Genomic DNA, 21,638 nt, shown 5'->3' with positions numbered 1-21,638 from the left:
TCAAGGAGGGTCAGAACACAGCGTGGCCCACGAGACTGGGGTGATGGCATCGACGGATACGACAGCGCTCGCGGATTTCCTGCAAGCGAGCCGAGCCCGAATCACCCCGAAAAGTGCCGGTCTCACGAGCGGCGACCGCCGTCGGGTGGAAGGGCTGCGCCGCGAAGAGCTGGCGATGATCGCCGGGGTGAGCGCCTCGTACTACACGCGACTCGAGCAGGGCCACTCGGTGAACGCATCACCCCAAGTGCTCGACGCCCTCGCGAGCGCACTGCAGCTCACTGATGCGGAACGCACCCACCTGCACACTCTCGCGACCAGGAAGCCGCTGAGGGCGGCCGTCAAGAGGCCGCCGGCCGAGCGCGCCGATCCCGCGCTCCTGGAACTCGTAGCATCCCTCGGAGATGTTCCCGCCCTGGTGCTCGGACGCCGATCGGATGTGCTCGCGTGGAATTCGACCGGGCATGCCTTGGTCGCCTCCCACCTCGACCTGAACGCCCCTGACACATCATCGACGCGACCCAACATGGCGCGACTGGTCTTCCTCGACGAACACACACGCGAGTTGTACGCCGACTGGCGAGCCAAGAGCGCTGCCGTCGTGGGCAATCTCCGGCTGGTGGTCGGCAGGCACCCGGATGATCCGGTGCTCGCCTCACTCATCGGTTCTCTCACGATGGCCAGCGCCGATTTCGCGAAGCTGTGGGCAGACATCCGGGTGCAGCCCTGTGCGACGGCCGTCTACGAGATGCGTCATCCCCTCGTGGGAGCCCTCTCGGTGACCCAGCAGACCCTTCGATCCATCGACAACCCGGATCAGACCCTCGTCACCCACACCGCTGCCGCCGGCACTCACACCTCAGACGCGCTGCGCCTGCTGGCCACGCTTGCGTCACCGGACGCGGTGGATGCAGAAAGCGGTCACCTGCGACATCACCCGGCCGAAGGGGCGCGCCGGTATTCGGAGAGCACGACACCCGACTCGAACGCCGTCGTCGCAACCTCGTCGAAGCGCTCCGGCCGGTAGGGGCGCTCCCCGAACAGCGGTATACCGGTGCCGAAGAGCACGGGATTGCGCTTCAGCACCAACCGGTCGATCTCATCGGCCAGCGTTGCGGCCAGTGCTCCGCCGCCGCACAGCCAGATGGATGCCCCGACTTCCTGCTTGAGCCGCCGCACCACCTCTGCCGGGTCATCCCTCGAAACCTCGAGGCTCTCTCCCGTCGCATTTCGGCCCCGGGTGAACACGATCTGGCGCAGGTGCCGGTAGGGGCTCTCGACTCCGAAGGGCAACCCGACCGCGTACGTGTTCCAGCCCATCAGCACGGTGTCGAACATCGATCGACTCTGGGGAATGTGGAGCGCGTCGGCGAAGTCGGTGGGGATCGTGTCGGCGAAGCGCTCGTTGATCACGTCCATGTGGTCTCCCTCGGCGAGGAAGGAGTCGAACTCGCCGTTCGGCCCTGCAATGAAACCATCCAGGCTGACGGCGACGTAGTAGACAAGTTCTCGCATCATGCTCCATTCACAACATCCGTAGTGCTTGGAATGTAGCACAGCTGTAGTGGTTGCGCTAGGGTTCAGACATGGCCAAGAACGAGGACCGTCGTCGCGCGCTCACCGACGCCGGACTGTCGGCACTCGCACGATTCGGCGCACGAGGTCTCACCCACCGAGCCGTCGATCAGATCGCCGGAGTGCCGGCCGGCACCACTTCGAACTATTTCCGCAGCCGTGACACCCTGATCGCAGGACTTGTCGATCGCATCGGCGAACGGCTGGCGCCGACCGCGGAGGACCTCGAGCGCCGCGCTTCGGCAGACCCGAGCCCGGCGTTGTTCGCCGACTACATCCGCGACATCGTGCGTCGCCTCAGTTCCGACCGCGAAGTGACGCTCGCCCTCTTCGAGCTGAGACTGGAGAGCAGCCGCCGACCGGAGGTCGCCGCGGTGCTCGGCGCCTGGCAACGGGCCGGCTTCGAGGGTGATGTGGCGTTCAACTCGGAGGCCGGGCTCCCCGGTGGTCGACGTGAAATCGCACTCTTCCACTACGCCATCGACGGGCTGCTGCTGGACCGGCTGACGAACCCGATCGACCCGGAGACCTCCACCGACGCCATCATCGACGATCTCGTCGCCGGGCTCCTCCGCTGACCGGACCGCCGGGCAACGCGCCGGCGGGCTCTCACCGATGCGAGAACCCGCCAGAGTGGTGCTGCTTTCGATCAGGCGATGACCGTCTCCGCCTCAGCCGACTCGTCGCGGGCCTCGACGGCGCGATTCCGGCGAGGAGACCGCAGGGCGAAGATCGACACGTTGACGAGAGCGAGGAGGAGCAGAGCGCCGCCGAACCAGAAGGCGGCGGGCACGCCCGCCGAATCGACGATCACTCCTCCGACCGTCGTTCCGACGGCGATGGACACGTTGAGCATGGAGACGAGGAGTGCCGTGCCGGCCTCGGCGTGGTCGCCGGCGATCGTGAAGACCCAGACCTGGAGCGACGCGGGCGCAGCCCCGGCGCCCAGACCCCAGATGACCAGCACGATCAGCGCGCCGACGAGCGACCCCGTGAGCAGCTGTGATGCGATGATGCCGACGAACATGAGCACGATGAAGGTCACGAGCATGACCTTCAGCCGCTTCGCCGCCAGCGCCCCACCGACGAAGTTGCCGATGATGCCGCCGATCCCGAAGGCGAGGAGAAGTGCGCTGATCGTGCCGCCGTCGATACCCAGATTCCCGCCGAGATACGGGGTGATGTAGGTGTAGGAGACGTACTGGCCGACGAACACCAGGGCGACCGTCACGAGGAGCACGACGACCCGCGGGCGCCGGAGCAGGGTCGGCAGTGCGCGGAGTGAGGGTGCTTGATCCATGATGATCTTCGGCACGACCACCAGCTGCAGCACCACCACGACGACGCCGAGAACGGTGGCGATCAGGAACGCTTCGCGCCAGCCGGCGACCGTGGCGATGAAGGTGCCGAACGGCACGGAGACCACCGCGGCGATCGAGAGTCCGGCGAAGATGATCGACGTCGCGGGCCCGATGAACCGTTCGTGCACGAGCTTGGCTCCGAGGCTTCCGGCGATGGCCCAGAAGCTTCCCAGGGCGATGCCGAGAAGCGCCCGCGCGACGATCATCACCAGGAAGTTGGGCGCGATGAGCGCGAGAACGTCGGAGAAGAGCAAGAGTGCGCTCCCGGCGATCAAGAGCTTTCGCCGGTCGGATTTTCCGGCGAGCACCACGAAGGCAAGAGCGCTGAGCGCGGCCACGACGGCGGGAACCCCGACCATCAACCCGGCAACACCTTCGCTGACATCGAGATCGGAAGCGATGGGCTGGAGAAGACCGACCGGGAGAAGCTCGGTGACAGACAGAGCGAACGATCCGATGCCGATGGCGATCACGCCGGCCCACCCCCGGGCGTTCGAGTGGGGAAGCCGGGAGATGGTTGTTTCAGGAGAAGACATGCAGTCCTGCCTTAATGAGAGTTGGTGAGAGTCTGCGAAGCGCCCTCGACTCCGGCTCCGGGGCGGGTGCGTCCTGTTATTGTCGCCATAGTCAAGAACGCTTCGAGCTGTAGAACATCGGCACCGTGTCTTTATTCCCACCCCTGGTCTCGCGGCCTCCCGGCGCGCTCAGACTCCGCTTCCACCGTCCACTGTGAGGAGCGCTCCATGGATGTATCGCGCGTCGTCGCCGACCAGGAAGGCGACTGCGTCCGCGATCTCGTCAGGCCTACCTCCACGTCCGGCCGGGGTCAGGGACACGAGTGCCGCACGGAGCGCCTCATCGGTATTTGCCTGAGATCCTTCCGTTTCGGTGTATCCCGGCGCCACCGTGTTGAATCGCACCCCCGAGGTGGCGTATTCGGCTACCCACACGCGAGTCAGCTGATGAATCGCGGCTTTGGAGGCCGAGTACGCGGTGGCTCCGGTGAGTGCCATCGAGCCGGCCACCGAACCCACATTGACGACCGACCCGGTTCCTCTGGCGGCCATGGTGGGGATGAGTGCACTGGTCAGTAGGAGCGGCGCCTTGATGTTCACCGCCAGCACCTGATCAACGATGTCCTCCGTGGTGTCAGCTGTGGACGCAAAGGGAAACACCCCGGCATTGTTCACCAGGATGTCGATCTGACCGGTGACGGCTGCCGCGGCGTCGGCGAGCCGCGCCGCACCTGCGCCGGTCGAGAGATCTGCGTGAACGAAGTCAGCCGACCCGCCCTCCGCGCGAATCCGCTCGACGACGTCACCGCCTCGTGCATCATCTCGACCGGAGACGATCACGTGCGCGCCCAGGCCGGCGAGGCGAAGCGCGATGGCCCGGCCGATGCCGCTGGTGGATCCGGTGACGAGGGCCGTTTGGCCCTGCAATGAGTTAGTCATGAAGAAGTCCTTCTTTCAGATGTGGTTTCGGGCTTTGCGGACCGCAACGCCGCCAGGTACTGCTGAATCATTCGTGGAACGGGATCCACCATGGCTGGACGGAGGTGTTGATCATTCCGCCGTCGGTGGGGTCTGCCGATGCGATTGCCTGCGCCTCTTCGACCGTCACGTTCTTGAGCACGGTCATGCCTCCGTCGGCGACACGGCCGCCGATTGCGTGCATGAATGGGCCGCTGAGAACGACATTGCCGGTGGCGAAGATCTCCTCCATGTAGTGCACGTGCGTCCAGAAATCAGGCTGGTCGTTGTAGTCCGTTCCCTCCACCCAGGAAGGGCCAGGGAGCTGCGTGAGAATGACGTATGTGGGGCCGTTCATGTCGGGCATGTTCTGCCGTCTCCTAACTGCGGCCGAACCTCGAATACGAGTTCAGCCGCTTCGTTTTCCTGCCGATCTGGCGAGGAATTCTTGGGGGGAGCTTTCAGGGCTCGTCACAGCGCGGTGCTGCCCCCGTCGACCGCGAGAACGGTGCCGGTGACGAACTGGGATCGATCTGATGCGAGAAAAAGGGCCGCTTCGGCGATCTCGTGAGGAGTGCCGATTCTGTTGAGTGGGACGCCCGTCCTGGGAGCATCTGCGGGCACACCCAAGAGGCCCAGCACGAAGTCGCTGGACACCGTTCCTGGTGCGATGGCGTTGACCCGCACTCCACCAGATGCGAACTCCGCTGCGTAAGAACGGGTGAGAGCCTCGACGGCGCTCTTGGAGGCGCCATAGATCGCCATCCCCGGGCGCGCTCTTCGCGCGGCCACCGAGGAGATGTTGATGATGCTTCCCGCGCCGCGCGCGAGCATCTGTGGCGCGATCCGACTCGTCAGCAGCGCGTTAGCCCGCACGTTGATGTCGAATGTGGCATCGAAGTCGGCCATCGAGAATCCGCTCAACGCGCCGACCTTGAGGAACCCGGCGTTGTTGACGAGGATGTCGACCGGGCCGGCGCGTAGAGCCAAGTTGGCGATCTCATCAGGTTCGGTGAGCTCGGCCTGCACGAATCGTGCCGTTGCCCCGGCGGATCTGACGGCGGACAGCACGTCTTCTGCCCGGCGGGCGTTCCGGCCGCTGATGATGATTTCGGCGCCTTCAGCCGCGAAGCGGGTGGCCACCGCGGCGCCGATTCCGCCCGTTGATCCAGCGCCGGTGACGAGCGCGACTTTGTTGTGCAGTTCCATGAACAACTCCTCCATTTCGATTGGTGGTGATGCGGTTACGCCAGGGGGTCGATCTTCAGTTCCTGTGCGAGTTGGTCGACGTCGTGCGCCTGCGCGTCTTCTTCGGCCTGGGTCAGGCCGGACTGCTTGCGCGAGGCCGAGTGCAGCGCCGCTATGGCGACACCGATCGCGACCACGAGTGCGGCCAGACCGAAGCCGACCCAGTGCACCGACTCGGCATAAGCCGTCGCGTTGCCTGACTGCCCGGCCGCGGTGTGCTCGGCGACCGCGGGGTTGCCGACCTGAACGAGGATGAGAGCGCTGACGACGGCGGCGTAAGCGCCGACGAAGACCGCTTCGGTGCCGAGCCGGAGGAAATTGACGATGCCGGCAGCGGTGCCGGTGCTGTGCGAGGGCACCGAAGCCAATGCTTCGGAATCGATGAGGCCGAGCGGCAGCCCGAACCCGACTCCGAGGAGCAGCATCGGGATAGCCATGAGACTCAGCGGAAGGTCGGGCGAAAGGAGCACCAACCCGATGTCGCCAAGGACGAGCGCAATCAAAGAGATGTAAATGATCGACATCGAGCTGAAGCCTCTGAGGCTGGCTGCAAGCTTCGCGCCGAGAAGGGGCGTGACCAGAACCGGCGCGGTCATCCAGAGCATGAACAGCCCGGATTGGGACGCGTTCAGACCACCAACGGCGCTGAGCGCGACAGGGAGGTAGCTGGCCAGGGTCACGAAACCGATGCCGGCGGCTACTGGAACGAGGGCGTAAGACAGGAATCGCTTGTTTCTCAGCAGTGCCAGATCGAAGAGTTTGGTATGACCGGAGCGGGCGGAAGGCAGCGCGGGAATGGCGGCGCTACCCACCAGAGCGAGAGCCGAGATGATCCCGAAGGTGACGTATATCCCGCTCCATCCGACCAAGCCAACCAGGGCACCGGCGATCGTCGGGCCCAGTGCGACACCGAGTCCCACGGTCGTGCCAAGCAGTGCGAACGCCCGTCCTCGTGCTTTGCCTTCGAAGACGTTGGAGAGCAAGGCGGTCGCTCCAGTGAAGACGGCGGCGCCCCCGACTCCGCCTATGACTCGTCCGATGTCCAGAACCAGAAGGTTGGGTGCGATTGCGCTGATGATGGAGGCGCTTGCGGTGAGCACAGTCCCCAGTGCGAAGGTCGTGCGGTAGCCGATTCGGTCGGATGCGATCCCCCAGACGAGCGTGAAGATCGCGAACGAAGCGTTGAACCCATTCACCACCCACTGCAGACCGACAGAATTGGTGCCGAGGTCTGCGGCGATAGCGGGCAACGCGATTCCGGTGCCGGAGATACTGATCGGCATCACGAGGACGGCAAGCAGGATCGCCGGGAGCACCAGGCGGGAACGTGGCGGGCCCCCGATGTCGCTTGACTGGGGCATGGTGGCGGCCGTCCGATGCGTGCGCAGACCTTTTCGACCGGAAGCTCGCGCCACCGTGACGATGATGCCGGTCAACGACGCCGCAACGAGTACGAGTCCGAATCCGGTGGCCATCGGGACGGCGCCGACGACACCGACGATCAATCCTGCAGCGATGGACGAGATGCCCATCGTCAGGTAGGCGACGAGGTAGATGGCGGAGAACACGGCAGCCCTCTGATGCGGCTGAACCTCCGGGATCAGACCGCGGGCGGTTCCGGAGAATCCTGCGCCGATGCCCGCGCCGCCCAGCAGCGCGGCGATCCACAGAAGGCCGAGTAGGTGCCCATCGACGCTTCCAATGAACAAGAGTGCACTTGCAAGCAGACTCGTGGCACCAAGCAATCGAAGCGACCTTGGCTTCATTCGCCCGCTGAGAACGGTGACCAGCGCGCCCGCCCAGAACGCGACGAAGGCGATCAACGCTCCGACGAGAGGGGTCGAGACTTCGAAGACGCTCACCAACAGCACCGGCGTGACGCCGAGGTACAAAGCCATCGTCATGAAAGCACCGATCGTGCCCGGCACCGTTGACGCGAACAATCCTCTGACGTTCCGCGGCAACGAGACCCGGGGAACGAGCGAGCGTAGAGCCCCGGCCTTGCGTGGCGCGGTCTCGGGGGTGAAGAAGGCGATGACGAGGGCGAGCGCCATCACGATTGCGAGAACCGCCCAGACCACGGCCGGAGCGTTGCCGACCGCGTGGCCCACGAGGCCCGCGAACAGCGCCCCGAGGCCCAGCCCGGCCAGTGGCGCCAAGCCGCTCATCAGGCCGCCGATCCGCTTGTAGCGCTCCGGCGCCAGTTCGACGATGGCGGCGCTGAGTGCGCTCGAAGCCGCTCCGGTTGCTATCCCTTGAATGACTCGCGCGACGATCAGCACTCCAATCGAGGGAGCGACGAGCAGGATCAGCATGGCTGCGAGCTCTAGGGCCAGAGCGCCGATCATCAGTGGCCGCCGCCCGACATGATCGGAGAGCGACCCCACCACCAAAAGGCTCACGAGCAAAGACAACGCGTAAATGCCGAAAGTGAGAGTGAGCAGGCCCGGCGGAAGCGCCCACTCCTGTTGATAGATCGGCAGAAGCGGGGTCGGGGCGCCGGCGGCAGTGAGAACTGCGACCAGCGCTACCGAAATACCGACGAAAGCCGCCGCCATCGGCAACATGCGCCGATGACCGAGGGAACCTCTTTCGACGATCGCCCGCTTCTCCCCCGCTGGACGAGAGCTGATGCCGCTCGAAGCGACGTCTTTCGTTACCATGCTGTCCTGCCTTAATGAGTCTGCGAAGCAGTTTGGATCTCGGCCCAGGGATGACCCCGACACGTTTTTGTCGTTTTAGTCAAGAATGCTTCGGGGGGTAGAACGCCATCGCCGGGCCTTTATTCCCGGGTGCGCTCCGACGGTTCGGGTGTACCGGGTCAGGTGGCCACGGTCTCGACCTCGGCCGACTCATCGCTGGGCTCGAGGGGAACATTTCGGCGAGGAGCTCGCAGGGCGAAGATCGACACGTTGACGAGAGCAAGCAGGAGCAGAGCGCCACCAACCCAGAAGGCTGCAGGCACGCCCGCCGAATCGACGATCACTCCTCCGACGGATGTGCCCACCGCGATGGCGACGTTGAGCACGGAGATGAGGAGCGCGGTGCCGGCCTCGGCATGGTCGCCGGCGATCGTGAAGACCCAGACCTGAAGCGACGCGGGCGCAGCTCCGAAGCCCAGGCCCCACACCACCAGCACGATCAGGGGGCCCACGAGAGAGCCGGTGAACACCTGTGACGCGATGATGCCGACGGTCATGAGCACGAGGAACGTCACGAGCATGGGCTTCAGCCGCTTTGCCGCCAGCGCCCCGCCGACGAAGTTGCCGATGATGCCGCCGATCCCGAAGGCGAGCAGGAGCACGCTGATCACGCCCCCGTCAATGCCCAGAGTCACGCCGAGATAGGGGGTGATGTAGGTGTAGGAGACGTACTGACCGACGAACACCAGGGCGACGGTGGCGAGAAGCACGACGACGCTCGGACGCCGGAGTAACGTCGGGAGCGCACGGAGCGACGGCGCTTGATCCATGATGATCTTCGGCACGACGGCCAGCTGCAGTGCCACCACGACCGCGCCGAGGATGGTGGCGATCAGGAACGCTTCGCGCCAGCCGGCGACCGTGGCGATGAACGATCCGAACGGCACGGAGACCACCGCGGCGATCGACAGGCCGGCGAAGATGATCGATGTCGCGGGCCCGATGAACCGTTCATGCACGAGCTTGGCTCCGAGGCTTCCGGCGATCGCCCAGAAGCTTCCCAGGGCGATGCCGAGAAGCGCACGCGCGACGATCATCACCAGGAAGTTGGGAGCGATGAGCGCGAGAACGTCAGAGAAGAGCAGGAGTGCACTCCCGGCGATCAGGAGCTTTCGTCGGTCGGACTTGCCGGCGAGCACGACGAAGGCAAGGGCGCTGAGCGCGGCGACGACGGCAGGAACCCCGACCATCAACCCGGCGACGCCTTCGGTGACATCGAGATCGGAAGCGATGGGCCGCAGAAGACCGACCGGGAGGAGTTCAGTGACAGACAGAGCGAAAGAGCCGATGCCTATAGCGATAACGCCGGCCCAGCCCCGCGCGTTCGAGTGGGGAAGTCGCGAGATGGTTGTTTCGGTAGAAGACATGCGAACATCATTAGTGTTCTTGTCTATTTAGTCAAATATCAGAAGGTCCTATTTGACCGTTTCGTCCAGAATTTCGCCGCAGGCGGAAAACGACGGTCGGCAGCCTCTAGGCGGGCCCCGCTTCACCCAGCGCGACCGTGCGCCCGAGCTCCGTGAGCGGCAGGAAGCTCAGAGCCGTCAGCGCCGACGACATGAGCGTCTCGCGCTTGACGCCTGCCGCGCCTAAAGCTTCGATGCCCCGGAAGAACGCCAGAAAGAATGCCGCCAGGTCGGCCACGTTCGCATCACTCTGCAGCTCGCCCTGATCCTGAGCATCTTGCAGGCATTCTTTGTAGACCTGTTCAATTTCTTCGAACGTCTTCAGCGCAGCCCCGGCAACCTCGGTGTACTGGTCCGAGAGCTCGGTGGTTCCCTTGTTGAACAGCGAGTCCCGGCTCCCCTCGGCGGCCCGCAGCGCACTCCGGATGAGATGGGCGTAAATCTTCTGCAGGGGCGAGCCGTCACTGTCATCGAGCGCGACATCCACCGACATCACAGTCTCAGCAGCATCGCTCTCGTAAGCACGCAAGAAGAGTTCGAGCTTGCCACCGAAGGAATTGTAGATGCTCTGCTTACCGAGACCGGTGGCTGCCGCGAGGTCATCCATTGTCGTTCCCGAGTAACCCTTCGTCGCAAATACTTGCGTGGCGCTGCGGATCACGTCGGCTTCTTGAAATTTGCGAGGTCTGGCCATGATTCAAGAATACCTGAATTCTTGCCCAACTGGACAATAATCGACTATGCTTCGCCACCTACACAATCGAAACGCCTACGTATATGTTCAGAGCATGACTGGCCAGACCCCACCCCTACCATCCGAGGCAAACCCCGTTCTGAGTTCGGAACAGTGGTCTCGGGTATCGCAGTTCGGCTCAACCGAGCTTTTCGAGACAGGCGAAGTGTTCTTCACGGTCGGCGACAGCGATCCGGACATGATCTTCATCGCGGAGGGAAGCGTCGACGTCATTCGGGACGCGAATATGGACGCGCCGGCCGCTGTAGTGGCTCACCATGAGGCCGGTGAGTTCTTAGGTGAGCTCAACATGCTCACCAACCAGGCGGTGTTCCTGACCGCGCGTGCCATGACGTCCGGGCGCGCACAACGGCTTAGCCCCCAAGACTTCCGCCGCCTGATGGCGTTCGACGGGGAAATCGGGGATCTGTTCCTCAACGCGTTCCTGGCTCGACGAACTCTCCTCCTCGACGCTGCTGCGGCTTCGATCCAGATCGTCGGGCAGGAAGGCAGTGCGGCGTCCTTGGCGTTACGAAGTTACGTCCAGCGCATGCAACTGCCCCATCAGTGGATCGGCGACGACACCCCGCTCGGCCTTGACCTCCGTGGCCGATTCGGGCAGGACGAAGCCCTTCTTCCGCTGGTGGTCATACGCAACGACGTCATACGACATGTCACCCCCGACTCGCTGGCACAGGTGGTGGGTCACACCTACCGGGGAAACGACGACGACGAGGTGGACTTGTTTGTCATCGGAGGAGGACCGGGCGGAATGGCAGCCGCCGTTTACGGCGCATCCGAAGGGCTCCGGACGGTCTGCGTCGACGGGGTGGGTCCGGGCGGTCAGGCGGCAGCGAGCTCCCGAGTCGAAAACTACCTCGGCTTTCCCGGCGGTCTATCAGGAGCCGACCTGACCACCCGGGCGGCGACACAAGCCCTGAAATTCGGGGCCAGGCTCTACGCTCCCTGCTTGGTATCCCGCCTCCTTCCTAGCGCGAACGGGATCAGAGTCCACCTTTCCGACGACACCGAGATCCTGACGCGAGCTGTCGTGATCGCCACAGGGGCGGAGTACCGACGATTGCCGATCGAGCGGTGGGAGGAGTTCGAGGGCGCTGGAATCTACTTTGCTGCCACCGAGCTCGAAGCACGGATGTGCGCGGGCCGCCGTGTGACCGTTGTCGGTGGCGCAAACTCCGCTGGTCAAGCCGCGCTCTTCTTGGTCAGCCGAGGCTGCGATGTAGACCTGGTCGTACGCGGGTCGGATCTTTCGGCCGGGATGTCGGATTACCTCGTCCAGAGGCTACGCGCCCACCCAGCCGTCTCCATTCACCTCGTCACGGAAGTCGCGACGCTTCACGGTGACCGGTCGCTTGAAGCCGTGACCCTGAAGAGTGCCGCTGGGGAGCGATGGACCCCCAGCGCTGCCCTGTTCTGCTTCATCGGCGCAGTACCGGCGACATCCTGGCTCTCCGACATCGAGCTCGACGAGTCAGGTTTCGTACTCACCGACGTCGAGCTGCAGCGTCCAGCCGGGGCCGCGACCAATATTGGGCCCGCCGCTTACCCGCTGCCCTTCGAGACGAGCATGCCCCGCGTGTTCGCAGCTGGAGACGTTCGTCGCGGCTCGATGAAGCGGGTCGCGGCCGCCGTCGGTGAGGGAGCAAGCGCTATCGCGTCAGTGCACCGACGGATCAGCCTCGTCGGCTGACGCGGCGTCGGAGGTCCACTCTCGACGTCATGAGCGTTGCCGGTTCGGTTCTGTCAAACTGTCTTCTCGAATGACCCCGAGAGGCGCGAAGGAGTGGCCATGGCGGCAGACACGCGAACGCGGATGGTGGAGACAACCGCGCGCATCCTCAGCGAGCGGGGTCTTTACGGCGCGTCGTTCACCGAGATCCTCGAGCAGAGCGGCGCCGCACGTGGGTCGATCTATTACCACTTCCCGAAGGGCAAAGATCAGCTCGTCAGCGAAGCGATCGCCCTGGTCAAAGTGCAGACTCTCGAGCAGCTGGGAACGCAGCGCGGCAGAACACCTGAAGAATTGACCACCGCATTTCTAGGCTTGTGGAAGCGCATCCTGGAGAACTCCCAGTTCACCGTCGGTTGCACCATTCTGGCGGTGACCATTGCCAGCGATGCGCCGCAGTTATTGGATGACGCTTCGGACGCCTTCCGGAGCTGGCGAGAATGCGTCGCCGAGCTGCTCCATGAAGGAGGGCTTTCCCTCAGTGATGCCACGGACTTCGCGGCGCTTCTGCTCGCTTCGACGGAGGGCGCAATCGTCCTCGCACGAGCCGAACGAGACATCGCCCCCTTCGAAACCGTCAGCCGACAGCTGCTGGGTCGATTGCACGCGATCCAGGAGAAAGCTGCTGCAAACTAAAAACGATTGCCTATGTCGGCTTCAGGACTTGTTTATGACGCCCGTACTACACAAGTATGAGCTTCAGACCCATTTCGGGGCCCACAAGACAGTCCAAGGAGCGCACGCATGCCAATGATCGACGTCTACGCGGCCGCGGGAACTTTTCCCGACCCACACCGACTCGCGATCGACCTCGCCACGGCAGTGATGGAGGTCGAACAGGTTCCGAACATTCCTCTTTTCCGAAAGAACACCGCGGCCCTCATCCACGAGCTTCCCGCCGAGGCCATCACGAACGTCGACGGCGATCGTGGCTATGTCCGAGTTCAGGTACTCACGAACGCCGGGGCCTTGGACCGCCAAAAGCAACTCGCCGTGGTGGACAGACTGACCTCGATCGTGGCCGACGCCGCCGGCGATCCGCACCTTCGCGGGCGCACATGGGTGCAGCTCACGGAAGCCGTCGAGGGGGGATGGGGACTCAACGGGCACGCGAACACGAACGAGGAGATCATCCTCCTGGCCAGAGAGGAGATCGCGCGACTCCAAGCCTCCTCGACCGGCGCCTGATCCTGGCCTGAACCGATAACCCAACGGTTTGCCTCATGACCCGCTCGCCCGTGGCCCCCTCGCTCAACCACGCGGTCCCCGCCGCGACAGAGGGCCCAGTCCCCCATTATTGGCCGGAAGGTTTGCGCATGACGGTCGAGCAGCTCCGGAATCTTCTCTTATCGCTCGACGGCGTTGCCGAGTCGCGGCCCTTCAAGCCGGATCGTGCGGTCTTCAAGATCGAGGCCACGAATAGGGTCTTCGCCATATTGAGCGGCCACGAGTTCCCTGACCCTCAGGTGACCGTGAAAGTCGAACCCGGTCACAGCGCCGAGCTCCAGCTCGAGTACGAGTCCGTGCGCCCCGGGTATCACATGAACAAGCGCAACTGGGTGAACGTCTCCCTCGTCGGCGACGTGCCGGATGACATCATCTCCGTGCTTGCCATCGAGAGCTTCAGGATGGTGCGGGCGGGTCGGTAGCCGGTGCCAGGCGTGATGGCTCCTCGAAATCACTGGCGTGACATATGTCAAAGACATTAGAGTCAGTCGAAAAGGGAAAGCAAGGAGTCAACGATGAAAGCTTTGCAGATCGAGAAGTATGGCGACCCCGCCGAGGTGCTCCAGCTCGTCGAGCTACCCGAACCGGATGCTCCGGAGGCAGGCGAGGTGACGGTCCAGGTTCTGTACGCCCCTCTGAATCACCATGACCTGTTCTTCATCCAAGGCTTCCTCGCCCCTCGTGATCTACCGACTGTGCCCGGCAATGAGGGAATCGGACGAGTCGTGGCAGCCGGGGCGGGAGTCGACGGCGTCACCGTCGGGGATCTCATCGTGTTCCCGCTCCTGTCCGGCACGTGGCGCGAGCGTCTGAATGTAGCCGCAGCCGGCATGTTTCCCCTCCCCGCAGCCGACCTCGAGCAGTTGTCGATGCTCGGCAGCAACACTCCGACCGCAGGCCTGATCCTGAGCGAGTTCGCCGAAGTCAAGAAGGGCGACTGGGTCGCGCAGGACAGCGCGAACGGCGGCGTCGGACGCAACTTCATCGCCTTGGCAAAGCTGCGCGGGCTCCGGTCGATAAACATCGTTCGAAGCGAGGAGTCGGCCGCGGAAGTTCTCGCCGCGGGGGGTGACATCGCCGTTGTGCATGGCGCCGACACGGCTTCCCGTTTGCGCGCGGAGATCGGTGACGAGCGCGTCGCAGTCGCGGCCGATTCGCTGGGCGGCGACGTAGCGGCGACCCTGGTGGAACTTCTCTCCCCCGGCGGCGCGATCGTTTCATACGGCAACGTCAGCGGCGAGGGAGTGGACGGCAACAGCCCAGTTGTGGTGGACAAGGGGATCACGGTTGCCGGAATCTTCGTCGGGAGCTTCGACTATGCGACCAAAGTCGCCCCGATTGTTCGCGAGGCCGCTCCGCTCGTTCAGGACGGCTCCCTGGCCACGCCGATCGCTGCTGTCTATGGCCTTGAGCACATCCAGGAAGCGATCGTTCATCTGACCCGCGGAGGAAAGATCCTTCTTCGCATCTCTAAGTGAGCATTGCTGAGATAACCATTCGCCATCGGTCAGCTTCGACAGTGGGACAGAGGCGTTCACCTATGATCTTTGATGTGAGCGCATTGACCAGTGAGCGGTACGGTCTCGCGGCCGCTCCAGGAGGCCTGTCGCTATTACAGGACCTTCTCAATACTGTCGGTCGCCGAGGACGGCCCGACCTGTTCAACGACCCCCAAACCGAACGAGAGTGGTACCAGCACGCTGTCGCATCGTGGATGAACGACAATCCCGGCTTACTGGCTGCCGCGCCGCCGTTTCTCGAATCGGATGTACCGGCGTTGCGAATTCTCCGGGACACGTTACGCGTGGCGCTCATGCATCGGGATGATCCTGAACGAGCGTCAGAGTGGCGTCTGGATGGCACGGGAAAGCTGCACATGGACGGCGGTGGGAAGGTCACGCTGAGCCCGGCCGCCAGTCGTAGTGCGCGGCTGTGGATGATCGACGCGGTGCTCTTGGAGTCGTTCCGCGCCCAGGTGCTCGGTACCTGGCCGCGCCTGAAGTTGTGCGCGAACCAATGGTGCCTGATGGCCTTCTACGACCGGAGCAAGAATTCCAGCGGCGTGTGGCACGACGTGAAGACGTGCGGCAACGAACACAATCTACGGGTCTCCCGGGCGCGGCGCTCCGCGGCACGCAAAATCGAGCGTGCAGGCGCCGTGCACTGAGCCACTCTGATCAACTCGGCTGCCCGGCAGGGGTCTGCGCGCTCGAGAGCGAAGTCGCGATGGGATTGCGGATGCCGAAGGCTGCCACTCCCGCCCCGATGACCATCACCACGGCCACGAAGACTACGACACGTCGGAACGCGTCGTAGTCAAGCACTCCCCCGGTGATCGTGCCCACCATGGCGATGGCGATCAGACCTGCTACCCGCGCGACGGCGTTGTTGACCGCGGAAGCGATGCCCGCTTCGGCGGCGGGGATGGCGTTCAGCACCGTCGAAGTGACCGGCGTCGACGTGATGGCGATGCCCGTCCCGACCAGCAGCACGCCGGGCACAATGGACGTCCAAATATTGACCGGGTCACTGACGGAAGTCATCCAAAGGTACCCGGCTGCCGCTATGACCGGACCGATGGCGACGAACCATCGTGGGCCCCAGCGTCCGGCCAGAGTCCCCACGGCACCGGAGATGACCAGACTGATCACCGTCATCGGGGCGGTAGCGAGGCCGGCGATCGATCCCGAGTAGCCGGCCACCTGTTGCAAGAAGACCGGGACGATAAACACCCCTAACCACAGGACGCCCCACACCAGGAATGTCGTCAGGTTCCCGACCCAGAAATTGCGAACCCGAAACATTGCCAGAGGCATCATCGGGTGTGGCGAACGTTTCTCCCAGACGACGAAACCCGCCAGAGCGGCGACACCGATGAGCGCGCTGACGATGATGAGCGGATGCGTCCAGCCCAGTTGCCCTTGCTCGATTAGTGCGAATACGGCACCGCCGAGTCCTAGCGCTCCGAGGACGGCCCCGACGATGTCGACTTTCCCCCCTCGAGAAGTCTGTTCTTTTCGCAAGAGGGCGAGGAAGACAAGAGTGACAACGACCGGCAATACATTGACACCGAACACCCATCGCCAGCCCACCGTGTCGACCAGGACGCCGCCCAGAACGGGACCGCCGATAAAGGCCGCACTCGTCCAAGCCGACCACAGCCCGATGGCTCTTGTCTGCGCGGCACCCCGGAACGCCGACGCGATGAGGGCAAGTGAACTCGGCACCAGTAGCGCACCGGCCAACCCCTGTAGTGCGCGAAGAACGATCAAGGAGGTGCTGTCCGGGGCCAAGGCACAGGCAATCGACGTGGCTCCGAACGCGAACAAACCCACGCGCAGAACCGTGACCCGGCCGAATGTGTCGGAGAGAGCACCCGCGGTCAAGATGAACGCGGCGAGCGTCAGGGTGTAGGAGTCGATCACCCACTGTTGGACGGGTAGTCCTCCTCCAAGCTCATTCGCGATCTGGGGCAACGCGACGTTGACGATCGTCCCGTCGAGGAACGCGACGGTGGAGGCGAGCACCGCGACGACGATGACGAGCCGGCCTTGCGCGGGCGCGGTCGACATGTCACCGGCCACCGAAGACGAGTACGGCGTAGGTGATGATGGCGCTCAAAGCGAAGAGGATGCTGACCCCGATCCAGAAGAAGGTCGTGCGAACCGGGTGTCGCCGAGACCGAGCGGACGATGTCATCGAGTTACTCCTTCGAGGAAGGCCGTGGTCTGCTCAAAGGCTTTGACGGCTTCCGGTAATGAGAAGTTGAATTGGTACTCGTGTTGAAGGCCTTTTCCGGAGCCTGTCCAGAACAGCGCTGTCGTCGATACCCCTTGGGATTTCAAGCGGTCGGCGAGCTCGAGGCCCTGAGTCGCGAACGGGTCCGCGTCTCCGACGGTGATGAAGGTCGGAGGGTACTCGGCGGTGATCTGGTCGGTCGTGCTCAGCTCGTCGATCTCGGGGAAAGTCTGCCAGTCCCGATACCCGGTATACGACCACAGGTACGTTCTCAGGGCCGGAAATCCGGTGTCGCCGACGGTGTCCATATCGTAGAGACCGCAGAACAGAACGACGCCGGAGAGCGATCCCGGATCGAGTGCCGGTGCGATGCTCATCTCTTCCGCGAGTCTCGGATTGGTTTGAAGGGCGCTCAGTTGGCTCGCGATCTGCGCGCCGGCTGAATCGCCGCCGATGACGATGTTGTCCGTCTGACCGCCGAGCCGGTCGGCGTTTCTCTCGAGGTAGCGAAGGGCGTCGTTCCCCTGCTGGATGGGAGCGGGGTATCGGGCCCCGGGCGCAAGGGAGTAGTCCAGGCTTGCGACGACGTAGCCTTCGTTGGCCAGCAGGATGGAGTAGTCCTCCATCGTCGATGGTGAACTGGAGATGAACCCGCCGCCGTGCACCCACAGCACCATCGGGAGCGGCTCTCCGGCTGCGGTCGGTGTGAAGATGTCGAGATCGGCTCCGTCGGAACCGAGCGAGATGTTGTTCTTCGTCACCGCGTCCTTGATTGCGTCGAACCCCGGGGGAGGCGTCACTTCGGGTGATGACTCGAAGATCGCTTTCACCATCGCGGCTCCCGGCTCCGGTGAGATCTGGTACCAGCCGAAGGCCACTCCGATGCCGAGCACCACGGCCAGGGCGGCGGTGAGGAGGCGCCTGAGCACTGGGTGAGAACGTTTCATGACGCCTGTCTTTCGGGGAGAGTTTCGGTTGGTCTGCTCGCTGATCGACGTGCCGCTTCGATCAGCGCCTTCGTGTAGCCATGCTGTGGTGAGGAAAGGATCTCTTTGGTCGGGCCCAGTTCGACGATCTCGCCCTCGTACATGACGGCCACCCGGTCGGCGATCTGTCGAACGACGTCGAGATCGTGGGAAATGAAGAGGATGGCGACGCCGGTTTCCGCTTGGAGTCGCTCGATCAAGGTGAGTACCTTCGCCTGCACAGAGGCGTCCAGGGCGGAGACCGCTTCGTCGGCGACGACGATGGTGGCGGGGCCGGCGAATGCTCGGGCGATAGACACCCGCTGTTTCTGCCCGCCGGAGAGTTCGTGCGAGAACCGGTCGAGCACCTCGGCCGAGAGGTCTACGCGCTCGAGCAGCTCGGCGGCGTTCAACGACCCTCGCCGGAGGTGGATGGCTCGGTCGAGAATCTGCCGCACCGTGCGCCGGGGGTTGAGTGTCGCGTCCGGGCTCTGGAAGATCATCTGCACAGGATGCGGTATCGAGTCAGGGGCATTCAGCTCCACGACGCCTTCATGCGAGACGAGACCCGCCAACCCTCGCCCTAACGTTGTCTTCCCACTGCCCGACTCCCCGACCACACCGAGTATCTCGCCTAGGCGAAGTGCGAACGACACGTGTTTCACGGCGCGGAAGGTGCCGTAGCTCTTGGAGAAGTCGGTGACAGTGGCCACGGCGACAGCCGACGAGGCCCCCTCGGGTGCGCTGGTCGATCGGTCTCCGCTGGGAAGCGCGTCGACGAGGGAGCGGGTGTACGTCGCCGTCGGCGCCGTCAGCACCGCACGGGCGGGTCCCTCTTCGACGAGTCTCCCGTGCTCGAGCACACCGACGCGGTCGCACCGTGCTGCCAACAGGGGCAGGTTGTGGCTGATGAAGAGTGTTGCCGCGCCCGTCCGTTGTCGGAGTTCGTCGATGAGGTCCAGCACGGCGACCTCGACCTGGGCGTCGAGACCGGTAGTCGGTTCGTCGAGTATGAGCAGGATCGGGTCGCGGATGGCTGCCATCGCGATCATCGCTCGTTGCTGCTGACCGCCGGAGAGTTCGTGAGGGTACCGGCGTGCGATCCCGTCCGGATCGGTGAACCCGACCGTGCGAAGCACGTCGAGGACTCGAGTTCGCGTGTCGGAGCTGACTCGCGAGCCTCGCTTGAGCCGCCCGTTCGCGGCGAGGTAGGAATCGGTGATCTGCCGGCCCACCCGCATTGTCGGGTTCAGTGCCCGGCCTGGCTCTTGGTAGACCATCGCGATACTCGTGGCTCGCGTCGCGCGCAGCTCGTCGGCGCTCCGCGTCAGCAGAGACGTTCCGTTGAACGAGATGTCTCCGGCTGCTATCCGCCCGCTCCGGGGCAGGTAGTTCATGATCGCCAGAGCCGTCGTGGATTTTCCGCTTCCGGATTCCCCGACCAATCCATAAGCCTCGCCGGGCGCGATGGCGAAGGACAGGCCGTCGATGACACGCGTCGTGCTCCCCCGCTGGGTGTACTCGATGCTGAGCTCGGCGACCGCCAGCGTGTTGGTCATGGGTCGAGCACCTCCCGCAGGTTGTCGGCGATCAGATTGACGGCGACGACCAATGAGATGATCGCCAACGCGGGGAAGGCGGCGCTCCACCAAGCGGTCTGAAGGAAGATGCGATTCTCGGCGACTGCCAGTCCCCAGTCGGATGACGGCGGTTGGGCTCCCACTCCCAAGAACGACAGCCCGGCAGCGACGAAGACCGCATAGCCGAGCCGGATCGTCGCCTCGACGATGAGCGCCGGGGCGACATTGGGGAGAAGCTCCGCGAAAAGGACTCGTCTCGTGCTCTCCCCCTGTGTGATTGCCGCTTCGACATACTGCTTTCCCATCTCGACCAGCACGGCCGACCGCACCGTTCGGGCGATGAGCGGGGTGAAGAACAGTCCGATCGCAACGATGAGGGTGGCCGGCGATTCGCCGAACGCGATCGCGACCAGCAGCACAGCGACGATGCCAGGCAGGGCGTTCAGGAGGTCGAACGATCGCATCAGCAGGTCATCGGCGAAGCCGCGATAGTATCCCGCCAGAAGCCCGAGCGCCGTTCCCAGCACGGTGGCGAGTGCGGTCGCGGCGGGCGCTACCAGCAGAGTGGACGAGGCTCCCGCGAGCACGCGGGTGAGTTCGTCTCGGCCGAGGTTGTCCACTCCCAGCCAGTGCTGAGGGCTAGGAGGTTGATTCGGAACGCCGGCAGCGGCATCCGGGTCCAATCCCGTGATCAGCACGATCAGCGGTGCGGCGAGCCAGAAGAGCAGCACGACACACGACGCAACGAAGGTCGGGCGACGAACGAGGGTTCGAAGGGTTCGCGCCGCCGTGACTCGTCGATCGCTCCGAGCCAGCCCGGGCGTGAGGGCAACGCCCGGGTTCAGCGCGCTCATTAGCGCACCTCCGCAGGACGGGACAGATCGATCCGCGGGTCGAGTGCCATATAGGCAAGATCCGCGAGAAGCAGAATCAGGATCGACGCGAGCGCGGTCACCATGATCGCAGCCTCGAGAACCAGCAGGTCCTTCTTCTGCACGGCCTCGACGATGGTGTATCCGATTCCGGGATAGCTGAAGAGGGTCTCGACGATGACGCTGCCCCCGACGAGGTAGGCCAGTTGGGCGCCGAGAACAGCGACGGACGGGATGAGCGAGTTGCGGGCCACGTACCCGGTCAGGATGCGCCACCGAGGAAGACCTTCGAGAACCGCTGTGCGGTAGTACTGGGAGTTGAGCGTTTCGGTCGCGCCCGCCCTCGCCATCCTCGCCACATAGCCGAAGGATGCGCACGCCAACGTGATCGCCGGCAGGGTCATGACGGATATCCGCTCGCCCAGTGTCGAATCGGCTGTCACCTCCGAGTGGACGGGGAACCAGTGCGCGAAGACAGCGAAGAACAACAGCAGCACCGTGCCTACCGCGAACTCGGGAACAGCAGAAAGTGCAACGGTGAGCACGGTCGCAGTCCGGTCGGAGCGGCGCCCGCGCCTGGTGGCCTGATAGACCCCCAAGGCCACGCCCACGACGGCCACGATCAGGAAGGCGTACGCGCCGAGCAGCACACTGTTCGCGAACCTTCCCATGACCAGTCCGAGCACCGGCTGCTGATAGGTGAGGCTCTCTCCCCAGTTGCCGGTGACGAAACCGCCGAGCCAGCTCACGTAGCGCTCCGGTACCGACCCCGTGAGTCCGTGTTGGATCTTCCATTGATCGAGCTGATCGGGCGTTGCCAGCTGGCCGAGCGCCGCGCGGGCCGGATCTCCCGGCACGACCTGCACCAGCCAGAACACCGCCGCAGAGATCAACAGCAGCACGATCGGCGCCTCGATCAGGCGGCGCGCGATGATCCGGCCGGTGTGGCGGTTGGTGCGGAGCGCGCGTGCAGGGGTCGCCGAGACGACCGAATCAGCCGTTGTCATGG

22 protein-coding genes are annotated in these 21,638 nt (G+C 64.2%); 8 read left to right on the top strand and 14 right to left on the bottom strand.

From position 1 onward, the window contains the following. Positions 1-43 precede the first annotated feature (43 nt). Positions 44-1,027 (top strand): helix-turn-helix domain-containing protein, encoded by a 984-nt coding sequence (locus N1027_RS06325; RefSeq protein WP_259506268.1) that lies wholly within the window; start codon positions 44-46, stop codon positions 1,025-1,027. Here the strand turns inward: N1027_RS06325 and N1027_RS06320 are convergent. After that, on the bottom strand, positions 934-1,518 hold the full coding sequence (locus N1027_RS06320) for a dihydrofolate reductase family protein (protein ID WP_308199779.1): 585 nt from the start codon (positions 1,516-1,518) through the stop codon (positions 934-936). The two genes, N1027_RS06325 and N1027_RS06320, sit on opposite strands and share 94 nt — an antisense overlap. A gap of 68 nt (positions 1,519-1,586) precedes the next feature. On the opposite strand from N1027_RS06320, the gene N1027_RS06315 reads away from it, so the two are divergent. Beyond that, complete coding sequence (locus N1027_RS06315; RefSeq protein ID WP_259506266.1) at positions 1,587-2,153, top strand: TetR/AcrR family transcriptional regulator; 567 nt, start codon at positions 1,587-1,589, stop codon at positions 2,151-2,153. 71 nt (positions 2,154-2,224) lie between these two features. Here N1027_RS06315 and N1027_RS06310 read toward each other — a convergent pair whose 3' ends face one another. From N1027_RS06310 to N1027_RS06280, 7 genes are all read right to left on the bottom strand, one after another. Then, the gene (locus tag N1027_RS06310) at positions 2,225-3,472 is read right to left on the bottom strand and encodes an MFS transporter (RefSeq protein WP_259506265.1); all 1,248 of its coding nucleotides are present in this window, start codon (positions 3,470-3,472) and stop codon (positions 2,225-2,227) included. Positions 3,473-3,640: 168 nt separating this feature from the next. Further along, entirely contained in the window at positions 3,641-4,390 is a 750-nt protein-coding gene (locus N1027_RS06305; protein ID WP_259506263.1) for an SDR family NAD(P)-dependent oxidoreductase, read from the bottom strand. Positions 4,391-4,457: 67 nt separating this feature from the next. Then, on the bottom strand, positions 4,458-4,766 hold the full coding sequence (locus N1027_RS06300) for a YciI family protein (protein WP_259506261.1): 309 nt from the start codon (positions 4,764-4,766) through the stop codon (positions 4,458-4,460). A gap of 113 nt (positions 4,767-4,879) precedes the next feature. Next, positions 4,880-5,617 carry an SDR family NAD(P)-dependent oxidoreductase gene (locus tag N1027_RS06295; RefSeq protein ID WP_259506259.1) on the bottom strand — a complete coding sequence of 246 codons (738 nt, stop codon included), beginning with the start codon at positions 5,615-5,617 and terminating at the stop codon, positions 4,880-4,882. Between the two features lie 35 nt (positions 5,618-5,652). Beyond that, entirely contained in the window at positions 5,653-8,319 is a 2,667-nt protein-coding gene (locus N1027_RS06290; RefSeq protein WP_259506257.1) for an MFS transporter, read from the bottom strand. A 158-nt stretch (positions 8,320-8,477) separates the two neighbouring features. Continuing rightward, positions 8,478-9,725: an MFS transporter gene (locus N1027_RS06285; protein WP_259506255.1), complete on the bottom strand. Its 1,248-nt coding sequence runs from the start codon at positions 9,723-9,725 to the stop codon at positions 8,478-8,480. 106 nt (positions 9,726-9,831) lie between these two features. After that, positions 9,832-10,458 (bottom strand): TetR/AcrR family transcriptional regulator, encoded by a 627-nt coding sequence (locus N1027_RS06280; RefSeq protein ID WP_259506253.1) that lies wholly within the window; start codon positions 10,456-10,458, stop codon positions 9,832-9,834. A gap of 94 nt (positions 10,459-10,552) precedes the next feature. Here N1027_RS06280 and N1027_RS06275 point away from each other — a divergent pair, with 94 nt between their 5' ends. The 6 genes from N1027_RS06275 to N1027_RS06250 all read left to right on the top strand — a co-directional run bounded on the left by N1027_RS06275 (position 10,553) and on the right by N1027_RS06250 (position 15,641). Further along, on the top strand, positions 10,553-12,208 hold the full coding sequence (locus N1027_RS06275) for an FAD-dependent oxidoreductase (protein ID WP_259506247.1): 1,656 nt from the start codon (positions 10,553-10,555) through the stop codon (positions 12,206-12,208). A gap of 99 nt (positions 12,209-12,307) precedes the next feature. Then, positions 12,308-12,883, top strand: coding sequence for a TetR/AcrR family transcriptional regulator (locus N1027_RS06270; RefSeq protein WP_259506243.1), 576 nt, complete (start codon positions 12,308-12,310; stop codon positions 12,881-12,883). Positions 12,884-12,991: 108 nt separating this feature from the next. Continuing rightward, positions 12,992-13,435: a tautomerase family protein gene (locus N1027_RS06265; RefSeq protein WP_259506242.1), complete on the top strand. Its 444-nt coding sequence runs from the start codon at positions 12,992-12,994 to the stop codon at positions 13,433-13,435. Positions 13,436-13,563: 128 nt separating this feature from the next. Continuing rightward, the gene (locus N1027_RS06260; protein WP_259506241.1) at positions 13,564-13,896 is read left to right on the top strand and encodes an MmcQ/YjbR family DNA-binding protein; all 333 of its coding nucleotides are present in this window, start codon (positions 13,564-13,566) and stop codon (positions 13,894-13,896) included. Between the two features lie 93 nt (positions 13,897-13,989). Continuing rightward, positions 13,990-14,952 carry a zinc-dependent alcohol dehydrogenase family protein gene (locus tag N1027_RS06255; protein WP_259506240.1) on the top strand — a complete coding sequence of 321 codons (963 nt, stop codon included), beginning with the start codon at positions 13,990-13,992 and terminating at the stop codon, positions 14,950-14,952. Positions 14,953-15,026: 74 nt separating this feature from the next. Next, positions 15,027-15,641: a CGNR zinc finger domain-containing protein gene (locus N1027_RS06250; protein ID WP_259506238.1), complete on the top strand. Its 615-nt coding sequence runs from the start codon at positions 15,027-15,029 to the stop codon at positions 15,639-15,641. 10 nt (positions 15,642-15,651) lie between these two features. Here the strand turns inward: N1027_RS06250 and N1027_RS06245 are convergent, their stop codons facing one another. From N1027_RS06245 to N1027_RS06220, 6 genes are all read right to left on the bottom strand, one after another. Beyond that, complete coding sequence (locus N1027_RS06245; RefSeq protein ID WP_259506237.1) at positions 15,652-17,046, bottom strand: DHA2 family efflux MFS transporter permease subunit; 1,395 nt, start codon at positions 17,044-17,046, stop codon at positions 15,652-15,654. A 1-nt stretch (position 17,047) separates the two neighbouring features. Continuing rightward, on the bottom strand, positions 17,048-17,173 hold the full coding sequence (locus tag N1027_RS06240) for a hypothetical protein (RefSeq protein WP_259506231.1): 126 nt from the start codon (positions 17,171-17,173) through the stop codon (positions 17,048-17,050). After that, positions 17,170-18,045 carry an alpha/beta hydrolase gene (locus tag N1027_RS06235; RefSeq protein WP_259506229.1) on the bottom strand — a complete coding sequence of 292 codons (876 nt, stop codon included), beginning with the start codon at positions 18,043-18,045 and terminating at the stop codon, positions 17,170-17,172. Before N1027_RS06235 ends, N1027_RS06240 begins: the two co-directional genes overlap by 4 nt. Positions 18,046-18,155: 110 nt before the next feature. Next, complete coding sequence (locus tag N1027_RS06230) at positions 18,156-19,736, bottom strand: ATP-binding cassette domain-containing protein (protein WP_259506228.1); 1,581 nt, start codon at positions 19,734-19,736, stop codon at positions 18,156-18,158. Next, on the bottom strand, positions 19,733-20,611 hold the full coding sequence (locus N1027_RS06225) for an ABC transporter permease (protein WP_259506223.1): 879 nt from the start codon (positions 20,609-20,611) through the stop codon (positions 19,733-19,735). Before N1027_RS06225 ends, N1027_RS06230 begins: the two co-directional genes overlap by 4 nt. Next, on the bottom strand, positions 20,611-21,636 hold the full coding sequence (locus N1027_RS06220) for an ABC transporter permease (RefSeq protein WP_259506221.1): 1,026 nt from the start codon (positions 21,634-21,636) through the stop codon (positions 20,611-20,613). Before N1027_RS06220 ends, N1027_RS06225 begins: the two co-directional genes overlap by 1 nt. Positions 21,637-21,638: the final 2 nt, after the last annotated feature.

Source organism: Herbiconiux aconitum, from assembly GCF_024979235.1.
Classification (GTDB): Bacteria; Actinomycetota; Actinomycetes; order Actinomycetales; family Microbacteriaceae; genus Herbiconiux; species Herbiconiux aconitum.
Note: the sequence above shows the minus strand (reverse complement) of the source record. Positions and strands in the feature narration are given on the sequence as shown.